The organism is Curtobacterium sp. MCSS17_005, from assembly GCF_003234225.2.
Classification (GTDB): Bacteria; Actinomycetota; Actinomycetes; order Actinomycetales; family Microbacteriaceae; genus Curtobacterium; species Curtobacterium flaccumfaciens.
In genome coordinates, this window is sequence record NZ_CP126258.1 from 1,612,993 (window position 1) to 1,632,380 (window position 19,388).

The window sequence follows — 19,388 nt, forward strand, 5'->3', positions numbered from 1 at the left end:
CGGCTTGCCGGCTCGGCATGGCTTGGCCGTGAAGATTGCCGGCATCGGGTAGCGGCTGACCACGCCAGAAGCGGCGGCCCTGCCTTCAGCAGGACCGCCGCTTCTGGCGTGTGGCTTGGTCAGCGGCGCGCAGTGCCGTCTTCGTCGAGGTCGATCTCCTCGTGCGCGACCTCTTCCGATACCTGCTGCTGCTCGGTGACGGTTTCCTTGCCGACACGGACCCGCTCGACCGGAACGATCCCCTTGTCGACCACGACGCGTTCCTCGTTGAGGGTCACTTCGTGATCTTCCTCGGACAGGGCCGGGCCATCGAGGGCTTCGCCGACGTTGGCGTCCGTGATCGGCTCCGTCTCGACCCGCAGTTCCTCGTGCTGCACTGGCACGGTCACGTTCTGCTGCTCGGTGACGACGTGCTTGCGGAGCCGAGCACGGCCGGACTGCACGTTCTGCGTGCCGACGTTGAGGCGCTCCTCGGAACGGGTCATCGCGTCGTCGGTGTTCGGACCCGACGTGTCGTGGCCGGCAGCGGTAGTGGTTTCAGCGCCGGTGTCCGTGCCGTAGCCGGCGGTCGTGTCGGTGCCCGTGGTACCGGTACCGGTGCCAACGCCGTAGTAGTCGAAGATGCGGTCCTGTTCCTGCTCGGAGAGGGCACCGTCGGCGTCGATGCGGGGCGCGTCCTTGATCTTGTCCTTGTCGTAGTTCACGCGCAGCTCGTCACCGCTGAAGGTGGCTTCCTGGAGCGGAACAAAGGACTCGGAACTGCCGAACAGTCCGGTCGAGACGGATGCGAAGAGGGGCTGGCCGTTGTCGTTGTCGAGGTAGACCTGCTTGACGGTGCCAACCTTCTCGCCGCTCGGGTCGACGACCTTTGCGTCGAAGATGCTGTTGACGGTGCTGCTGTCGATCATGATGTCTCCTTCAGTTCCGATGGATGTCGTGCTGCGAGGTGTTACTTGCCGAGGCCGACGCGGTCGACCTTGCGGTGGTACCGCATCCCAGCGAGGCCGCCGAGGATCGCTCCGACGAGGCTGATGACTGCCACGATCGCGACGGTCACGATCCCCGTCACGGTCAGGGTGCCCTCGTCGATCGGGATCCGCGGGAAGCTGTTCAGCTGCCCGAGGATGTTGAACTGGGAACCGGCGATCGCGGCGACGATGGCAACGACGACCGCGATGACCACTGCCCAGATCCACACGGCGATGCCCTGCTTGACGCCGGCGAAGCGGGCCATCCGGCCCGCAACGTAGCCGCCGCAGTAGTACGCCACGAGGAGAATCACTGCGAGAGCGATCGCGCCGACGATGCCGACGACGTCGCCGTTCTTCGTCACGTTCTCCGCGGCGTCGTTGACGTCACCGTTGTTCGTGCCGAGCCCGACACCAGCGCCGACGGCGCTGAGGATCGCGGTGAGGAGGACGGCGGTGCCGGTCGCGGTCAGCCAGCCGAAGAACGCCGATCCCCACTTGAACCCGCCGAACTCTTCCTTCTCGCGGTCGACGACCACTTCCCGATCTGTGCGATCGTGGTCGTGTGCGGCTGGACGATTGTCGTCGGGCCGGGCGAGCGGGACGGCACGGTCGGCGGGTACCGAGTCATCGACCCGGTCACCGTTGCCGGCGTTCGTGGACCCACGCGGGTCGGTGGTGTCGCTCATCGGAGTCTCCCTGTTTCCCCGGTGCTACGGACCTGTAACACCAACAGCGCACACCCAACCCCCTCGAACAGGGGACGGCGTCCAGCAACCGGGGGACAGGCCATGCCGACGCTCCGAGCAGCATGCTGTGGCGGACGCACCCGCAACGGGCAGTTCACGTGGTCCGCGTAGCGTGGCGGTATGGGACGACGTTGGACCGCACGGCCGCACCGGCTCGCACTCGCCGCCGCAGCATTCGTGGCCGTCGGCGGCGGCGCGCTGCTGATCAGCCCATGGGATGGACTGATCATCGTCTTGGGGTGGGCGCTCATCGTTGCAGCGCTCATCACCGGTGCCCTCACCCTGTTCCTCATCCGCACCCCGAGCAGTTGAGCTCCCCGGTCTGCGGGGATTGCTCGGAGGAGGATGGGGCGCAGGCAACGGAGGTGCCACGTACGACGCTGGCAGTTGCGATCGCTGCCGCGAGCCCAGCGATACGTACCCGTGGTCAAGTTTCAGCAGCAGTTCCGGTAACGACGGCCACTTTGGAGGGAACGACTCCCGACGCGCTGTTGCAGGCGGCCGTTGACGGCCCAACAGAAACTTTGAGCAAACAAAAGGAGCGCCCGCGTGAGGGGGCGCTCCTCGAGCGGATTCCTCCCCGGATCAGGAGGGGAGGTCGCTCTGCTCAGGACGCGTCGAGCGCCTTTAGTGTCGCATATTCTGCGAGCCCTGCCGAGGTGTTTTCGCCGGACGCGTGCCGGTTGTGGTGTCAGCGCGGGGGGGGACTGACCCTGTCATGACGCGCGAATGGTGCTGCGCTTGGTCAAGGCCGGGTGCGAGCGGGACTGATCTTGCCGCCAGGTGATGCGGCACAGCGTTACCGTGACGGAACTACTACGAGGAGACAAGGGAGCCATGCCGACGGAGACCCGTCTCCGCTGAGCACCTCAGCCGGTGTTCGGTCAACTTACAGACGGTCCCCGCGGAGTCGAGCGAGCGCGGACGGTGACACGAGCTCCCAGGTGCTCTCCGCCGTCGGCTCAGCTCCGTGGAGGAGGGCGTCAACATCATCCTCGACGTGTTCCTGCCCGGCCGCGACCTCTTCACGCTTCATACGCGCTCACCCTCCTGATCAGGAGCAGCGCGTAGAAAAACGGAGGACACGGCACGCACTGCAAGATTCGGGCCGTCTCGGTCCTCGACCGTAGCAAACGAGAGAGGGGCCTCGCTGGTGGTGACCCGATCGCTGTGCCTCGATCTCGAACCTTAGCAGGAGCGCCCCGTGCCGCTCTGATGAATCAACAGGTTTACGGGCGAAGTGGCTGTTCGACGGGCGCGGAGCGTATCCATTTTGATTTCCCCTCGACATGGGTTCGGACAAGCCCAACCCGCCTAACACCGGAGGGGCAGATCTCGCCGACGGACGTGATGAGCGTCGAGTAGACAGAGGTGGTGCCGTGCGGAGAACGCACGGCACCACCGTTTCTGATCTGGGTCCGGGAGCATGCTCAAACTGAGCCCGGGAGAACGATACGTCTTCCTCTGTCTCTCGGGAAGAGCTTCGCGGCCGCTTAACTGTCAGAAGGGCTGCCATCTGGCGGTGTTCCGCCCGGGGCGCCTCCTGGCCCTCCCTGGCCGCTTCCCGTGCCGCCGCGATCTGCTTCCGTGGTCGTGTCGATAGCGACCGCCAGGGCAGCTGCATATCCCTCGTTGAGAGTTCCGGTGATGGTGGGGACCTGCAGGGACCAGTCGCCTTCGGCGAAGATGTCATCGTCGGCGATGCTGGTGCCAACGCCTGCGAGGTTCTTCGCTGATCCGGAGTAGCTGTCCAATGCGTAGATGTCTGTGAGCATCTTCGCCGGCAGTGCCAGCTGTGATGTCGCGATGACGTTGGTGACGCTCGTGGCAGAGTCAACGTCCGGGTAGACCTCGAAGTGGATGTGGGTCCACCGTCCGGTGTAACAGCCGGGAACGATACTCTGGAACGTGACCTTCCCACTGCTGTCCGCTACTTGAATGCCGCGCAGGTAGGTCTCATTTTCAACACCCTCGGAGTACATCGAGTACAGCCCCTGCGCGTCGCACTGCCACACGTATACGGCGGCACCCGCGAACGCGGCGTCGTTGACCAGGTCTGTGACGGTGAACGTCAACGACAACGGCACCCCGTCTACAGTCGTGCCCCCGTCAAGGCTGGACGTGATGTCGCTGCGAACGATGCCCGACTCCTCGAGCACGTTGAGATCGTTGGTGCCATCCGCTGGGTACGGGCCGTTCGTTTCCTCCGGGATCTCACCGTCTGCCTGTGCGGCAGCTCCGGACGAGGTAGAAGTTGTCGACGAGGGTGAAGGAGACGACGAGGATCCACCGGTCACGGCGGAGCACGCCGCGAGCGTGAAGGCGCCAGCACCGAGACCTAACAGGCTGAGCGCGCCCCGCCGGGTCACGAGGGTCTTCGCGTCGAAACCCGCTCCTTGATCAACGACCTCGTCCTCGGGTCGAGCGAGAAGCCTGCCCTCATAGGCGGGCCCGGCAGGCGTCTGGTCGGGATCCGGTACTCGTACCATGAGCGGTCTCCTATCGATGGATGTGCGAGCGTAACCACTATCACCGGGGTGCTTCCGGATTGGAGGTGAACGACCTCATGATCGCGTAAGTCCCCGCACCTCCGTGTGTTCGGCTCCTCAAGGCCGGCAGTTGAACGCCTACATAGCCCCCGGCCCGACGCTGCGTTCGATGATGATCTTGACAACCGGGTGCCATGGCGGTGAGGGTTGCATTCCCCCTCGTCCGCTCGTGGATCGAGACGTGCTCGTGCGAAACCGCATGGCCGATCGCGCGCACTCTTTGGTCATCAGCGGCAGAGTCAGGCAGAACCTGTGGCGGAGGATGGCAACTACTGGGCACCGGTGACGGGGAGACGGTGGTCTCCTCGTACTGCTCCGACCAGCCGCGGCGCATCCGTGCGGCGGCACGGTCGAACGTGTCGACGACGTCGGTGTCCGGCGTCAGGAGCGCCTGCAGGCGGATGCCGTCGTAGAGGGCGAGCAGCTGCTGCGCCCCGCGGATCGGGTCCATCGTCGCCGGTTCACGGCCGGCGCGGACGTCCTCCTGCAGCGCGGTGCGCACGGTCTCGCGGAACTGCAGGTACGCGGACCGGTAGTAGTCGGCACCGTCCGTCGACGGGTCGGTCGAGATGGCGAGCGTCGCGGCGATCAGCCGCATGAGGGACGGGTCCTCGGCGTGGGCGGAGAGCAGCGCGTGCAGGAACGCCACCGTGCCCTTCTCGCCGGCGAGCGGCAGCAGCGGTGCCGACACCGCGCGGGTCCACCGCATCACCGCGGCGGCCAGCAGTGCGTGTTCGGAGGGGAAGAGCTCGAGGATCTCGGCCTGCCGCATCCCCGATCGTGCCGCGACGCCCTCGAGCGAGAAGCGTGAGACTCCGCCGTCGTGGAGGACGGCGATCGCACCGTTGATCGCCCGGGTGCGCGGGACTTCCTCGTCCGCGGCGTTCTGGTTCGTCAGTGGTGCCAGCGGGTGCTTCCGGAACCAGTCCAGGAGTGCGCGAGCCCGGGAGGCACCGAACGCCGGATCGGTCGGACGCCCCGGTCCGAACAGATCTCTGAACCCCGGCACGTCGTGCATCAGCGGGTCGAGGGACTGGAACGCCATCGACCAGTCCGGGAACGAGCGCTGAGCGATCGGCTCGTCGAGCAGGACCCGGACGTTCGTGTATCGCGGGTTGGCCTGGACCTGGTCGAAGCGCTGCCGGACGTCGTCGTCCTCGCCCTCGATGATCCCGATGCAGTTGTCGAGTTCGGAATCCGTGATGGGACGGGTCTGGGTGCTGGTGTAGACGAGCGATCGCATGCTCGTTCCTCCTCACGGTTCCTGCTTCGTAGTTGTCGTCGAGTGAAGCGAGCATCCTCGACGACCACAGCCCCACCTTCGGGACAGATCACAGCAGCAAGACGCCCATCACGTCCGACCCGCGCGGAAGAGCGCCGAATCCTTGACCACGCCTCATATCTGTAGAACGATGCGGACACGACGACGCGCCAATCGTTGGGATCCGCGCTGTCGTCCACACAATGATGTGTAGCGGAAGCGCCGCCGTGTCGAACCCGAATCGACACGACGGCGCTTCCTGCAACCACCCTAACCTCTCGTTGGGTCGCGCCGGTGGTTTTCCACTGCTTCCGCGCTCGCGCGACGGTGTCGATGTGTGCTGGCTCGACATCGGGCGCACGTTCGTAGGTGTCCATCGTCCTGCTCCTGCCATCCGTTCGTGGCGTGTGCTCGCACGTCACAGCCGACGGTACCGAGCGGTGTGCGCGGCGTCCGGGCTGCGGGTCAGGATGTGGGGTCGGTGGTGTCGGTTAGGAAGTCCTCGTAGGTGGCACCGGTCGCTTCGGCGTCGGCTGGTCCCGGGATGACGTAGATGACGTCGGTGTTGGTGCCGACCACCTCGCGGAGTCGATGGAGCGCATCTGCCGATGTGGGCGCTTCGACGATGGCCTCTTCGGGATCGTTGTCACCGTCGGGTTCGTATCCGGTTCTCCAGCGCACACCCTCATCTTCGCGCAGGCGACCAGGCAACTGCTGGGGAAGGGGGTGGAGTTATGGGCTGGGGTGGAGTACGCGTTCGGCGTGGTCGGCGATTCGGTCGCTGATCTCTGATGCTGCGTCGCTGCTGACTGCTGCGGACCGCTGCTGCATGGCGCGCATCAGCCATAGGAGGCCACTGTCCGTGTCGGGTGCCGTCTTCGCTTCTCGGGCGCAGTCGGCGGCGCTGGCTCGTTCCAGGACGGCTTGCTGTCGGTGGGCTTGAGCGTCGGCTCTGCCGCGGTTGAGGACTTCTTGCCAGTTCATGCAGCATCTCCAGTCGGGTCGCTGCTTCGGCGGAAGGTCCGCTGGCGCCCATCGTCCACCACATCGCCGACGAGCGTTAGGGGTTGCGCGAGAAGGTGAAGCGTCGTGCCGGGCGCCGATCAGCGCGGACGACCGAGGCGAGCTCGCTTTCTGGGAGAGCATGACGCGTAGCCGCGGCCAGAACTTGCGCAGCCTCGCGCTGCAAGGGGATCAGATGGCGGAGGCGGCCGTGAGGAGCACTGGGCTCGTGCGGCTTCGCGCAATCGGGCGTGATTCCCTTCCGCCAGCGAGGTGGTCCTCCGTATCGTGAACCCTGACATCACCGGCTGACCCAGCCGGTGATGTCAGGGGCTCAAGCCTTCTGATCCGGTGGGGTGCGCGGACCCGAAACGCTCGCCCCACCGGATTGCTACAACCACAGCCCCCGCACCCAGCGACTGGATGACGGGACGCAGGCGCAGCGTGCTCCGGTAGCCGATCGTCTTCTGGGCACGTGAACCGCTTGCGGGTACTCCTGCCGCTACTGCGGTGGCGAAACTGATTGTTCGAGCGCCGGGTTGTCTTCGATGAGGGCGGAGGCGACCTGTTCGATGCGTGCGGCGAGCAGCTCGTTGTCCTGCTCGGGCAGGGTGTCGATGATCTCGACGATCACCTGGTGGAAGCGCGCGTAGGCGTTGTTGATCTTCTCGCTGGCCCCGTCGATGGGTTCCAGGATGGTCGCTCGCCGATCCGTGGGATGGGGGATGCGCCGCAACTCGCCCTTGTTGACGAGACTGTCAACGATTTTCGTCACCGACGCGGTCGAGACGTGCAGCATCACGGCCAGGTCCTTGGGTCCCATGGCGCGGCCGTCGCGTTGTGCTTGCAGCAGGTAGCGCAGCGCCTGGAACTCGTTCCGGTTCAGCCCCGACGCGATCCGAGCGTGTTCAACTTCGTACTCTTCCGCATGCTGTAGGCGCAGCAGCGCGGCGACAGCTTTCTTCCCACCTGCCGTTTTCGGCTCGCGTGCGTACAGGTGTGCTGACTCGTGACGGACAACGGTCAACGGCATGCCTGTCGAACTCCTTCCAGACCGGACCCGGGACTACCGCACCCTACAGCCGGTCCCATCTAGAGACGGGGGAACGCCGTGACGGGCGCGGAGTGGGGGCGGGTCAGTCTGCCGTGGCGAAGAAGTCTGCGTAGCGGGGGCTATCGGCGCGGGTCAGCAGCGACGGATCGTTGACTCGGTGGCTGACGTACGCCTCGATGACCGCGGGGTGCGTGAGGCCGAAACGGTGAAACTGCTCGGTGTCGATGGGGCTGGCGGACTGGTACGTGGTGTGCATGGCAGTGCTGACCTTTCTGCGGAGGAACCGCTTCGGGAAGGAGCTGGCCGTGTTTACAGCGCGACGGCGACGAGCCCGGCGGCGGCCGTGGTCACCGTGACGATGCCGGTGAGGGTCGCCGTGACCATCAGGGCTCGGGTGCGGGCTGCTTCTCGAACTTCGGTCATCGGGCTCAGATGTGCTGGTCGGAGCCGCCGTGGCATCGCGTGCATCGCACTTCCCTTCGTCGTGTCCCCCATCAAGAGGGTGGCGATGACGATGCCATACCCCTTCTCCTTCACGCAAGAAGACGTACACGCCGTGTACGGTTTACGCCGTAAACGATGCGAGTGCATGGAATACCCCGGCACACCTTGATGGACACGGGTGTGCTGGAGGCCTCGAGCGGCAACGCTTGGGCTGCGCGTCTCGTGGTCCGCCGCCTGAGGCGTCGCCTGGCGTTCGGTTGCGAAGCTGCAACATGTCGGCCAGCGTCGTGTGCGGGAGGTTGGATGTAGTGAGGAGGTGCGCGCGATCATGGGCGATGACGTCCCGGAGCACGAGGTTGGCGCTGGCAACACCGGCGATGAGGACATGTGGTGGCGGGAGCAGCTTCGCGCCGAGCAGGAGCACGTCCGAGCGGAGGATGTGGCGTTGCAGCCGGTCGCGCTCGGCCAGTGTCAACACCGCCGCCACGGACGAGGTGTTCGGGCTCCTCGGCTTTGTGCGACGCGCCGGAGGCCGTTACCGGGTCACGTTCATGTCTGAACCGGGCGGCGAACTCACTGTGCCGACCCGGGAGGCTGCGCGGGCCGCGTTTGTCACTACCTGACCGACTGGCCACCTATTAGCGGGACCATCGGCGCCGCCATGGTCGTCGTCAGCCCCAGTAAGAGGTCGCTTCCTCGGTGGGAAGCCGATCCTCCTTGCTGCCTGTCGGAGGGGTCAGGAACTGGGTCAGGGCAGTTTGGACAGCTTCGGTGTCGTTGTCGATGCCGGTCCGCTCCCGCACCTGATGCAGGAGCTGCCAGTCGATTTTCACGTCGGTTGCAGTCATGGTGTTACTCCGAGATGCTGCGGACGGTGCTGCCCGTTGCGTTGGTGTCGAGTTGCTGTGCGATGTCGGCTTGACTGATCATTCCGACGAGGGTGTGGCCGTCGATCACGGGCAGACGGCGCACCTTGTGCTGCTGCATCGCCCGCAAGGCTTCCTGGATGTCGTCATCAGCACCGATGGTCACGACCTCCCCGCCTCCGAGGTCTTTCGCCCGCTTCTCCCGCGGGTCGGCACCATAGGCGAGGCACCTGACGACGATGTCCCGGTCGCTGAGCATCCCCTGCAACCGGTCGTCCTCGCCGCAGATCGGGAGGGCACCGACATCGAGGTCCGCCATCAGCTTCGCCGCATCGATCAGCGTGTCGTTCTCCCCGATGCACCGGGTGCCTTCGGTCATGATCTCGCGTGCAGTCGTCATGATTGACTCCTTTCGTCTCGAACACACCCCTGACTACCCCCGCCGCCTGACGCTTGGGTCATGAGAGTTCGGTGGCCGGTCGGTACTCGTAGGAGAGGGGACAGGCCGGCGGCTGGATCATCTCGCCCGTGGCGCACCAGGCCCGGCCGGCGTGCACGAACCGTGCGGGGGGATCACCACGAATGATGACCTCCATTGGTGAGCCCGTTTCCCCGACGAGTGCGATCGGGTGAACCGGTCCGGTGGGGTCGAGCGTGATGATCTCGAGCCCTCGCGCCATGGTTGCTCCAAGTCCTCCTGGTCGTTCCGACAAGGCTTCGCGCAGGATCAATCGTCCTGGGAGATGACCCCGATGGTTTGCCCGGCGTCGGCTGGTGCCAGCTTCCGCGCGATGTCGGCCTGGCTGATCATGCCGACCAAGCGGTGCCCGTCGATCACGGGAAGTCGACGTACCTTGTGCGTCTCCATCGTGTTCAACGCGTCCTGGATGTCGTCGTCTGCTCCGATGGTGACGACCTCCGCGAAGCCGAGGTCCTTCGCCGTCGTGTTCCCGGGGTCGCCGCCGGCGGCGACGCACTTGACGACGATGTCCCGGTCAGTGAGGACACCCTTGAGCTTGTCGTCCTCACCGCAGATTGGCAGCGCGCCGACGTCGAGGTCGGCCATCTTCTTCGCCGCGTCGGTCAGGGTGTCGTCCTCTCGAACGCACTCCACACCCTCGGTCATGATCTCTCGTGCGGTGGTCATGGTCAGCACCTCTCCATCATTGGCTCCGTCCGGCATACGCGTACGCGGCTCGCGAGCGTCGCAGGATCGTGCCGTCCGCATCGAACATGACAGCGTCCACAACCAGACGGGCATTCACCCCAACCATCCGATGCCAGCGGCAGCACGGAACCAACACTTGGTGCGGTATACGTGGAGGGGCTTTCATCGGAGCCGACTCAGGTCGGGGCGTCCGCCCAGGTGTGTCACGGTGGCGGCGGCGGCGTTGGTGGCGAGGCTGCCAGCGTCGGCGGGTGTGTGGCCTCGGTGGAGGGCAGCGACCAGGCCAGCGAGGAACGCGTCGCCGGCGCCGGTGGGATCGACCGTGGGGGCTTTGCCGTAGGGGTAGAAATGGCGCCCGTTGCGCCACGCGACGAGGTTGCCGTACCCGGGAACATCGAACGCGACCACCTCGACACCGGTACCGAGGGTCTTGTCGGCGGCCTGAGCTGCGTCCGCCTTGGTGGTGATGTGCACCCCGGTGAGCTGTTCGGCTTCCGCCGCGTCAGCCCGCACCACATCCGCCAGCTCGAGCAGCGCATCCCCTCCTTCCCGGGTTCCACCATCGAGGACGACGCGGGCGCCGTGGCGTTTCCCGATCTCACCGGCAGCGAGGACCGTGTCGATGGGTTGCTGGAGTTGCAGGCACACAGTGCGCGCGGTGCGGAAGTGCTCGTCGGCGTAGCGGAGGTCATCGGGGTCGAGGAGCGCTGAGCTGGGGACGTCTTCGAACAGACGGCGCTGCCCTTCGGCATTGACGATGTCGAGGAGCAGCGCGGTGCGGCCGCGTCGGCACACGCCGGTAACGTCGATGCCCTCTCGTTCGGCTTCCCTCAGTACGTCGGTGCCGGCCTGGTCCGTTCCCACCACGCTGAGCACCGCGGTACTGAGCCCGAGTTGATGGAGGCCGAGTGCCTGGTTGGCGCCCTTCCCGCCGAGCCGCTCGATGCGCTTGTGCACCGGTGCGCTGCCGCCAGCGGCGGGAATCGCGTCGGTGCTGATCACCAGATCCCGTGCTACTTGCCCGACCACCACAACGTCAACCATGCGTCCCTCCTACACGTCGGCGACTCCGTTCCCGCCGGGGTGAGGTCCATGGCCACCCATCCGGCTGGCAGTACCGTCCAGACCGCACCACACCCCAGAAACATCGATCGGTCCGCCGTAAGCAGACGCGAGGCGATTGGGCGAGAAGAAGGCTGGCAGCATCATGAAGGACCGGGAAATCCTCACGCTCGACCCAGGCGGGACCGTCCGCAGGCTCGCACTCGTCGACGAACACGAATGTGCCCACCAGCTCATCATCCGCGGAGACCCACCAGCCCGGTTCGTACACGACGGACGGGCCTGTGCGCCACAGGCAACATGATCCAACCGTCAGCATGCCCACTGTCATACGAATACCGGCCCGCGGAAGACATCACGTAGGCGCGTGGACGCGATAGCGCTTCGGACAGCCGTTTCACTTCCAGCAGAACGATCGCTCATCGGGACGTCGATCGGGTCGCGCCACGGGTAGCTTCAGCATCATGACGGATCGTCAGTGGCTGAGCCGACGCCTTCTCGTTGTGGACGCTGGTGCGCATCGGCGTCGTTCTTCTCGGGCTCGCTGTGTTGCTGTTGGCCGGGAACGCCGCGAGCCCGAACCCGCCGATCAGGTCGCCGAGGGCGTACCCGGCCCCGCAGTGGCTCGTGTGGATCGCGGTGCCCGCCCACCGTCCGTGGCCGGGCGCCGTCGCCCGCCCCGACGCAGGTAGAAGACGAGCCACACGACACCGCCGAGCAGCATCGTGAGCGGCCACACGAACGCCATGACGCGCATCCCGAGCCCCGTGCCGGAGCCGGGCGACCCGGCCTCGCTGCGCTTCTTCCGCGCACCACGCCGTTCCAGCAGGACGTCGAGGCCGACGTAGACGACCGCGCCGCCCAGGAACCCGGCCATCGCCGTCCAGAACGTGCCGGACCGGGTCGCCTCGGCGACCAGGTCGAAGGAGAGCGCGGAGATGAGGCCTCCGGCGCCGAAGGCGGTGATCGTCGCCACGACCGTCCGCGGGACCCGGACGAACCAGGCGATCGCGGCGACGACGACGAGGGCGAGACCGGAAGCCAGACGGGCCCCGGTGGTCCGGAGGAGGGGATGCACGGGTGCCGCTCGATTGATGTACACGTACAACTGCCGAGCGGACGGCCGGAGTCCCGACGTGCATCCAGACTGCGAGGGCGAACTCTCATGATCGGGCGCGATGGAATACTTCCGTCGACGACGATTGTCCGAACAGGCTTGCTATGCAACGCCGGCCCAAATCCGACAGACGGGGGCGTTCCTCAGCTTGCCGCCGCAGCGCCTCAGCTGTCTGGCGGCGCGCGATCGGAGATAGTCGTATGGCTCCCAGTGCATTTCGGCTTCCACAGCTTCGTGGATCGCGACCACCTGCTCCTTCTGTCGATCGTGCCTCCAGAGGATCTGCCGTCCGTCGCGCATGACGACGGTTCCGGCGGAGGGCGGGTAGGTCCACCCTTCGTCGGTGGCGACCACAGACGTCGTAGCGCCCCATCAGGACGGTTGGGGAGCCTGGTTCGGCCCATCGAAGAGGATTCCGGTGTCGCCGATGCGTTGTCGTTCGAGTTCGCTGTGCGTCAGCGGGTACCGGTCGCGAAGCGTCACCCGCAACCGCCCGAACTGATCCCAAGCAGTGTCATCCCGGTTCGTCCGTGACATCGTCGGAATCTGCAGCAGTGCCCGGAACCGGGCGACCCGCAGCATCGGTGTCCTCAATCTCAGGCATGGACGTCTCCTACGGGCAGTTCGTGCCGAGGCTCAATCAGGTCAGGGCGCGCACGGCGATGAGGAGCGCTGCTCCACCGACGGTCAACGCCGCGACGACCGACACCATCAGTGTTAAGGCGTCTCTCCGCGGCGGCATCGTCGGTCGCGTCGCAGTGCTCACCAGCTGCTGCGCAGCCTGCAGGGTGCTCTCGCTGCCCAGCGGACGATTCTCCGTGTCGAAGGCGAGGAACTGGTCGCCCACTCGGAGGATGAGCCCCAAGCATTCGTCGTGCTCTCGTGCTGCCCAGGATTTCGGCCCGTCCTGTTCCCAGCGAAGCGCTCTGCGCATGGCCGGCGCTCATGACCGGTGGATGATCACGGAGCACGCGGCGTGTTGGGCGCACTCCTGGCTGACCGAGCCGACGAGGAGCCCCTTGAATCCGCCGAGCCCACGGTTGCCGAGCACGAGGAACGCAGCGTCTTGGCTCGCTTCGAGCAGCACAGCGGCTGCGGGACCCTCGACCATCTCGCTCGTGATCTGAACGTCGTCATCAAAAAGGTCGGCAGCAGCGTCGAGCGCGGACGACGCGGTTGCGCGGGCGTCTGCTTCCGGCGACCAGTGGTCGAACGGGGGCGCCTTCCGGTTGAGGGCGCTCGGCCACTGCCAGGTGGTGACCGTGCGGATTGCGTACCCGAGTCGTCGAGCGAGAGTCACCGCGAACCGGAGCGCCTCCCCGGAGTCATGTGACCCATCCACCCCGACGACGATGGTGCGGGACTCTCGATCCGAGGGGTCTTGTGCTCGGTGAATCAGAACTGGACAGGGTGCGTGCTGCATGCAGGCGGTGCTCACGGAGCCAAGCAGGAGCCCGCGGAAGCCGCCACGGCCCCGGGTGCCAACGACGAGCAGCTCGGCCCCCCGGGCTGCGTCGACGAGCGCCTCTGCCGCGCCTCCCTCGACCGTTCGGGTGGTCGCTGCTGACGGCGGTGACGGCGGGCTGCTGATCAGCGCATTCGCTTGGGCGCGGATCTCCTCGGCATCGTGGAGGGGTGACCAGCTCGACCCGATCGGTGGTGAGCTCCACGTAATCGGCCACCGCCATGTCGTCACGACGTCGACGGTGCTGCTGAGGCGTTCCGCCAACCTCAAAGTCGCGTGAAGCGCCCCGGCTGCTTCGTCGGAGCCGTCAAACCCGACGACGATGCGCCCCTGCGGTTCTGCCATGTCGTTCTCTCCCTGCTGTCAATGGCGTTCTTCGGTCGGCTTACGACGCTGCGGAGTCCCGCAGCGTCACCGTTGCCTGCTCTTGTCGGCCGTCGCGGACGTACGTGATGGTCTCCGGATGGAGGGCATCCACGCCGTCGATTCCGGTGATAACGTCGCCGACCTGCAGGTCGGCATCGGCTGCGGGACCGTTCCTCGTGACGGCGGTGATCTGGAGACCGACGCTGATCGCGCCGGCGCTGCTGCGAAGCGCGACCGGGGTGGTCTGCGCGCCCGCGGTGGGGTGCGCCACCGTGCCGTCCGTGCGGAGCGCATCCGCGATCGGTCGGGCGACCGCGGCGGGGACGGCGAAGCCGATACCGATACTGCCGCTGGTCTCACCGCTGGAGCTGGGGATCGTCGCGATCGCCGTGTTGATGCCGACGAGTCGGCCGTCGCAGTCCACCAACGCCCCGCCGGAGTTGCCTGGGTTGATAGAGGCGTCGGTTTGAATCGCTCCGGTGAGCACCGTGCTGCCCGTGCCGTCGCCGGTGGGGACCGGGACGCTTCGTCCGAGGGCGCTGACAACGCCGGTGGTCACGGAGCCGGAGAGTCCGAGTGGGGCGCCGAGGGCGACGACGGGTTCGCCGACGACGAGCCGGTTCGAGTTGCCCCACGAGAGCGCCGGCAAACGACGGTCGGGGTTCGTGCGGAGGACGGCGAGGTCGGTTCGCGGATCACGGCCGGCGATCTCGGCGGGCAGCTCGGTGCCATCGTCGAGGCGCACCGTGATGCTGCCGCCCCCTCCGGCAGCGATGACGTGGTCGTTGGTCAGCACGATCCCGGACGCGTCGATGACCTCACCGCTGCCGGAGCCCTCGCCACTCGCGGAGGCGACTTCGATGGTAACCACGCTCGGCAGGACGCGTCGTGCGACGTCGGCTGCATTGCACACGGACGAGATGTTGGTGCGGCCGACAGCAGCCTGATTGGTCGGCGCTCCGGTTCTCGATCCGATCCACCCGGCGAGAGCGCCAACCGCGACAACGGCGACGACGCTCACCGCGAAGAAGACCCAGTACCGGACCCGGTTGGGTTCGGCCCTCGGGCCCGGCGTGCTCATGCCGGCAATGGGTCGCGCAGGAGCGGGCAGGTCATGCAGTGACCGCCGCCCCGGCCGCGGCCCAACTCGGCACCTCGGATGGTGAGCACCTCCACGCCGGCCTTCGCGAGGAGGTCGTTGGTGAGGGTGTTGCGGTCGTATGCGTAGACGACGCCGGGTTCGAGCGCGACGACGTTGTTCGCGCTGTCCCACTGCTGCCGTTCCGCGGCGTACTCATCGCCACCGGTGTCGACAACGCGGAGCCCGTCAATGCCGAGGGCCGCCGCGACGACGTCGAGGAACGGCGCGCTCTCGTCGATGACCTGCACCGAACCGGTCCTGCCGGGCAGGAGCGTGAAGGGGTGGATGTGGTCCACGATCTGCCGGTAGACGGTGACGACGTCCTGGTCGGCGAAGGTGAGAACCGTGTCGAGGTGCATCGCCGCGCGGAGCTTCGGCATGCCCGCGACGATGACCCGTTCCGCTTCGCCGCGATCGAACAGGGCCGCCGCGACCTGCGTGATCGCTTGCCGCGAGGTTCGTTCGCTCATGCCGATGAGGACGACACCGTTGCCAACCGGGAGGACATCACCGCCTTCAAACGTCGCGAGTCCCCAGTCCTGCTCGGGGTCACCCCAGACGATCTTGTCGAGCGCCGGTGTGAACGCCGGATGGAAGGAGTAGATCGCCTTCATCAGGAGCGTCTCGTCGTGCCGTGCGGGCCAGTACAGCGGGTTGAGGGTCAGGGCACCGTTGATCCAGCAGGTGGTGTCGCGGGTGTAGAGCATGTTCGGCAGCGGCGGCATGAGATAGTCCGCCGCAGACGCATTGCCGTGCAGGCGCAGGTAGTCGGGGCGGCCATCGGGCTCGAGATCCTCGACGTTCAACCCACCGATGAGCACCTCGGCCAGGCCCTTGTCGGTGTGCCGGCCGAGGTGCTGCATGGTGGCGTCGACGAGGAGCGGACCGACTTCGTTCGGCGTGATCTTCCGCTCGAGCAGCCAGTCCCGGGCGCCGGGGACAGCGAGCGTCTCGGCGAGGACCTGGTGGAGTTCCAACACCTCGACGCCGCGGCCTTCGAGGTCACGGACAAACGTCCGGTGGTCCTCCTGCGCGTTCTCGACCCAGAGCACGTCGTCGAAGAGCAGCGCGTCGTTGTTGCTCGGGGTGAGTCGTTTGTGCGCCAGTCCCGGTTCGCAGACGAGAACTTTCCGCAGCCTCCCCACCTCCGAGAACGCGCCGAACGCGGGGCTGGTACTCGTCTCGTTGCCGATGGTGGTGGTCTCCGTGCCCATGAGGGTGCCCCTTCTTAGAGTGTGATGAATCCGGTGCTGAGCCCGACGATCGCTGCGGCCGCGCCGACGACCGACAGGATGCAGAGGACGCGTTCGGGTGTGGTGAAGACGCGGAGCGTGCGTTCCTTGCGGGCGATCACGTAGAGGATCGTCGCCGGCGCGTAGATGAGGAACGACAGCAGCAGGTACTGCGGGCCCGCGGCGATGACGAGGAAGATCGTGTAGATCACCGCGACGAACGCGGCGACGAGTTGCTTGCGAGTGAGTCCGCCGACCGCCCCCGCTGGTGCAACTCCGCCGTGCGCGCCCCGGGACCACCTCGGGATGCCGAACTGGACGGCGTAGAGCGCCGACAGGAGGTACGGGATCAGCGACAGGGAGCTGCAGAGCTCGAGCATCGAGGTCAGCGCGTCGTCGGAGAACATCGTGATGATGAGGAAGATCTGGATGAGGCCGCTGGTGAACAGCAGTGCCATCCACGGGGTGCCGTGCCGGTTGACCTTGGTCAGGAACCGCGGGGCGTCTTCCTGTCTGGCCGCTTGGAAGAGCACCTCGCTCGACATCAGCGTCCACGCGAGGTACGCGCCGAGCACGGACACGACGAGTCCGATGTTGATGAGCACTGTTCCCCACGGCCCGACGATCGCGCCGAAGACCCCCGCCATCGATGGCTGTCGGATCCCTCGAAGATCCGCTGCTGGCAGCGCAGCGAAAGAGACCAGGGTGACCAGGGCGAAGATGGCGAGGACGCCGAGGAACCCGCTCAGCGTTGCCCGGCCGATGTCTTCCCGGCGGCGGGCGTACCTCGAGTACACGGTGGCACCTTCGACCCCGAGGAACACGAAGACCGTGATCAGCATGGTGGAGCGCACCTGGCTGAACAGTTCTCCAGCGCTCGGGTCTGCCCCACCCCACAGATTGAGCTGGAACGTCTCCCAGTGGGTGCCGACGATGGCACCGACGATGAGGAACAACAGGATCGGGACGAGCTTCGCGATCGTGACGATGGTGTTGAGCGCCGCTGCGTTCTTCGTGCCGCGCAGGACGAAGAGATGGAACGCCCAGAGCATCGCGGACGTGACGACGACGGAGAGCAACGTGTCGCCCTCCCCGAATGCCGGCAGGACAGAGCCGAGGGTGGATCCGATGAGGACCCAATAGGTGACGTTGCCGACACAGGCGCTTGCCCAGTACCCGAAGGCCGAGAAGAACCCGACGTAGTTGCCGAAGCCCGCCTTCGCGTAGGCGAAGATGCCGGCGTCAAGGTCAGGACGGTGGGTCGAGAGGGCCTGGAACACGAAGACGAGCATCAGCATGCCGGCGCCCGCGACCACCCACGCGACCACCGTCGCAATGACACCAGCGCCGGTGGCGAAGTTCCGTGGGAGAGAGAAGACCCCGGCCCCGACCATCGACCCGACCACCATCGCCGCGAGGGCAAGCACCGACAGTGACTTGTCTTCCTGAGTGACCGCTACGTCCTTCTCCTGCACTGCCATGCTTGCCTCCCTGATCGGTCGCTCGAGGCCGAGACGACGGGTTACCGATTGGCCGCTACGGTCACGTCAGGCTCGCCCGATCCGAAGCGAGTCCACGCGAACGCGGAAATGAGCTGGACGACTCCGAAGATGATGAGGACGCTGCCGACCGCGGCGACGGTCAGGACTGCTCCGAGGTAGGGCAGGTTGATCACGAGAATCCCGCTGAGGACACTCAGCACCGCCAGGATCACGGTGAGCGCGCGGTGACCCTGTGCTGGCGCGTAGAGGAGCGAGATGCCTTCGAGGATCCAGGAGAACCCGATCAGCAACGCCACCCATCGCACGCCGATTGGGGGAAGAAGGATCGCGACGACCCCGCCAGCGATGACCAGCAGCCCCAGCACGATCAGTCCGATGCGCCGCCACCACGCTCGAGGCGACGAGGAGAACGCGCGGACGATCATCACCGCGCCGGAGACGAAGAGATACGTGCCGAACACCCACGCCACGGCAAACAACGTCGCGTGCGGCAGCACCAACGCCGCCAATCCGGCGACGATCGCGACTCCTCCGACGATCCCGAGCGCCGCCCGCAGCCGACCACTGACTCTCGACGAGAACTCTTCGGTCTCGTCAATGTCGTTTTCAACACTCATATCCGCCTGACCTTCCCTGAAAGGCTCGGATAGCTGATCGTGCTCGTTCGACTTCGACTCGCGTCTTGGCGACAGGCCTACACCCAGAATTGAGTTGTTGTCCACATCACATGCGTTCGTATGCGGGAGGTACCGGCACGGTCCAAGAGGAGTAGGAACCCTGCCAACGAGCGAAGCGGCTCAGCATCGGCGGAGGGCAGGGGCATGTCGAAGACGGTCGAGGGTCAGCGCAGCGGGTCGCAGACGAAACGTGGCGGTCCGTCGGCACGACGTGCCCGCCAGGGCATGGTGCTGCTGATCACGGGAATCGTCGGATTCATCGTCGCAATCCTCATCCTCACCCGGCCCCCGGCAGCGCTCGACGCCGAAGTGCATCTGCTCGGTTCGTACATGGTGATGTCGGGCATCCTCCGCATCGGCCGCGCGCAGATCGGAGACGGCATGGCGATGGGCCGCCGCGTCATCCATGGCGTCCTCGGTGCGCTCGTGCTGATCGCCGGCGTCGCAGCTGTCGTGCACCCGGCAGGCGAACTCAGCGCGTGGGTGACGCTGATCGCGATCGCCTGGGTACTCGAGGCCGGCGTCATCCTCACCGGCTCAACCTTCTCCGTTGCCAGGTCGTTGACGCTCATCGCCGCGGTCCTCTGCGTGTGCATCGCCCTCGCGCTCCTGCTGTACCCGGCGATCGGTGTTCGGGCCGCAACCGCCTCGAGCGCGGTGTTCTTGGTGCTGTTCTCCGCAGCGCAGCTGTTCGAGGGAGTCCTCGTCTGGCTCCCCCCACGGTACGAGACGGTGGTCGTCGAGACGCCGCGACCCCGGCGCTAG

20 protein-coding genes are annotated in these 19,388 nt (G+C 66.3%); 2 read left to right on the plus strand and 18 right to left on the minus strand.

The window, feature by feature from the left end; translation table 11 throughout:
- Nucleotides 1–119 precede the first annotated feature (119 nt).
- Both DEJ20_RS07740 and DEJ20_RS07745 read right to left on the minus strand, forming a co-directional pair.
- Nucleotides 120–908, minus strand: coding sequence for a DUF2382 domain-containing protein (locus DEJ20_RS07740; RefSeq protein WP_111236764.1), 789 nt, complete (start codon nt 906–908; stop codon nt 120–122).
- A 41-nt stretch (nt 909–949) separates the two neighbouring features.
- Entirely contained in the window at nt 950–1,657 is a 708-nt protein-coding gene (locus tag DEJ20_RS07745; protein ID WP_111236763.1) for a hypothetical protein, read from the minus strand.
- Nucleotides 1,658–1,837: 180 nt separating this feature from the next.
- Here DEJ20_RS07745 and DEJ20_RS07750 point away from each other — a divergent pair, with 180 nt between their 5' ends.
- A complete protein-coding gene (locus DEJ20_RS07750) occupies nt 1,838–2,029 on the plus strand; it encodes a hypothetical protein (RefSeq protein WP_111236762.1) in 192 nt (63 codons plus the stop codon).
- A gap of 1,181 nt (nt 2,030–3,210) precedes the next feature.
- Here the strand turns inward: DEJ20_RS07750 and DEJ20_RS07755 are convergent.
- The 16 genes from DEJ20_RS07755 to DEJ20_RS07830 all read right to left on the minus strand — a co-directional run bounded on the left by DEJ20_RS07755 (nt 3,211) and on the right by DEJ20_RS07830 (nt 18,668).
- Nucleotides 3,211–4,206: an intradiol ring-cleavage dioxygenase gene (locus DEJ20_RS07755; RefSeq protein WP_111236761.1), complete on the minus strand. Its 996-nt coding sequence runs from the start codon at nt 4,204–4,206 to the stop codon at nt 3,211–3,213.
- A gap of 40 nt (nt 4,207–4,246) precedes the next feature.
- Nucleotides 4,247–5,509, minus strand: a complete 1,263-nt coding sequence (locus DEJ20_RS07760) for a BLUF domain-containing protein (RefSeq protein WP_111236760.1) — start codon at nt 5,507–5,509, stop codon at nt 4,247–4,249.
- A 483-nt stretch (nt 5,510–5,992) separates the two neighbouring features.
- Nucleotides 5,993–6,208: a hypothetical protein gene (locus tag DEJ20_RS07765; protein WP_146245520.1), complete on the minus strand. Its 216-nt coding sequence runs from the start codon at nt 6,206–6,208 to the stop codon at nt 5,993–5,995.
- Nucleotides 6,209–7,031: 823 nt separating this feature from the next.
- Nucleotides 7,032–7,562, minus strand: coding sequence for a MarR family winged helix-turn-helix transcriptional regulator (locus DEJ20_RS07770; RefSeq protein WP_111236758.1), 531 nt, complete (start codon nt 7,560–7,562; stop codon nt 7,032–7,034).
- 103 nt (nt 7,563–7,665) lie between these two features.
- Nucleotides 7,666–7,839 (minus strand): hypothetical protein, encoded by a 174-nt coding sequence (locus tag DEJ20_RS07775; protein ID WP_181431664.1) that lies wholly within the window; start codon nt 7,837–7,839, stop codon nt 7,666–7,668.
- A gap of 859 nt (nt 7,840–8,698) precedes the next feature.
- Entirely contained in the window at nt 8,699–8,875 is a 177-nt protein-coding gene (locus tag DEJ20_RS07780; protein ID WP_181431663.1) for a hypothetical protein, read from the minus strand.
- A 4-nt stretch (nt 8,876–8,879) separates the two neighbouring features.
- Nucleotides 8,880–9,293: a CBS domain-containing protein gene (locus DEJ20_RS07785; protein WP_111236756.1), complete on the minus strand. Its 414-nt coding sequence runs from the start codon at nt 9,291–9,293 to the stop codon at nt 8,880–8,882.
- A gap of 327 nt (nt 9,294–9,620) precedes the next feature.
- On the minus strand, nt 9,621–10,040 hold the full coding sequence (locus DEJ20_RS07790; RefSeq protein WP_111236767.1) for a CBS domain-containing protein: 420 nt from the start codon (nt 10,038–10,040) through the stop codon (nt 9,621–9,623).
- 183 nt (nt 10,041–10,223) lie between these two features.
- Entirely contained in the window at nt 10,224–11,105 is an 882-nt protein-coding gene (locus DEJ20_RS07795; RefSeq protein WP_111236754.1) for a PfkB family carbohydrate kinase, read from the minus strand.
- A gap of 607 nt (nt 11,106–11,712) precedes the next feature.
- Nucleotides 11,713–12,201 carry a ZIP family metal transporter gene (locus DEJ20_RS07800; protein WP_111236753.1) on the minus strand — a complete coding sequence of 163 codons (489 nt, stop codon included), beginning with the start codon at nt 12,199–12,201 and terminating at the stop codon, nt 11,713–11,715.
- Nucleotides 12,202–12,880: 679 nt separating this feature from the next.
- The gene (locus DEJ20_RS07805; RefSeq protein WP_146245519.1) at nt 12,881–13,087 is read right to left on the minus strand and encodes a hypothetical protein; all 207 of its coding nucleotides are present in this window, start codon (nt 13,085–13,087) and stop codon (nt 12,881–12,883) included.
- A gap of 96 nt (nt 13,088–13,183) precedes the next feature.
- Nucleotides 13,184–14,050 (minus strand): universal stress protein, encoded by an 867-nt coding sequence (locus tag DEJ20_RS07810; protein ID WP_111236749.1) that lies wholly within the window; start codon nt 14,048–14,050, stop codon nt 13,184–13,186.
- Nucleotides 14,051–14,090: 40 nt separating this feature from the next.
- Nucleotides 14,091–15,152 carry a S1C family serine protease gene (locus tag DEJ20_RS07815; protein ID WP_111236748.1) on the minus strand — a complete coding sequence of 354 codons (1,062 nt, stop codon included), beginning with the start codon at nt 15,150–15,152 and terminating at the stop codon, nt 14,091–14,093.
- Nucleotides 15,149–16,426, minus strand: coding sequence for an arginine deiminase (locus DEJ20_RS07820; protein ID WP_111236747.1), 1,278 nt, complete (start codon nt 16,424–16,426; stop codon nt 15,149–15,151). Before DEJ20_RS07820 ends, DEJ20_RS07815 begins: the two co-directional genes overlap by 4 nt.
- Nucleotides 16,427–16,440: 14 nt before the next feature.
- On the minus strand, nt 16,441–17,925 hold the full coding sequence (locus tag DEJ20_RS07825; RefSeq protein WP_111236746.1) for a basic amino acid/polyamine antiporter: 1,485 nt from the start codon (nt 17,923–17,925) through the stop codon (nt 16,441–16,443).
- Between the two features lie 41 nt (nt 17,926–17,966).
- Complete coding sequence (locus tag DEJ20_RS07830; RefSeq protein WP_146245518.1) at nt 17,967–18,668, minus strand: HdeD family acid-resistance protein; 702 nt, start codon at nt 18,666–18,668, stop codon at nt 17,967–17,969.
- 99 nt (nt 18,669–18,767) lie between these two features.
- Here DEJ20_RS07830 and DEJ20_RS07835 point away from each other — a divergent pair, with 99 nt between their 5' ends.
- Nucleotides 18,768–19,388 (plus strand): DUF308 domain-containing protein, encoded by a 621-nt coding sequence (locus DEJ20_RS07835; protein WP_181431662.1) that lies wholly within the window; start codon nt 18,768–18,770, stop codon nt 19,386–19,388.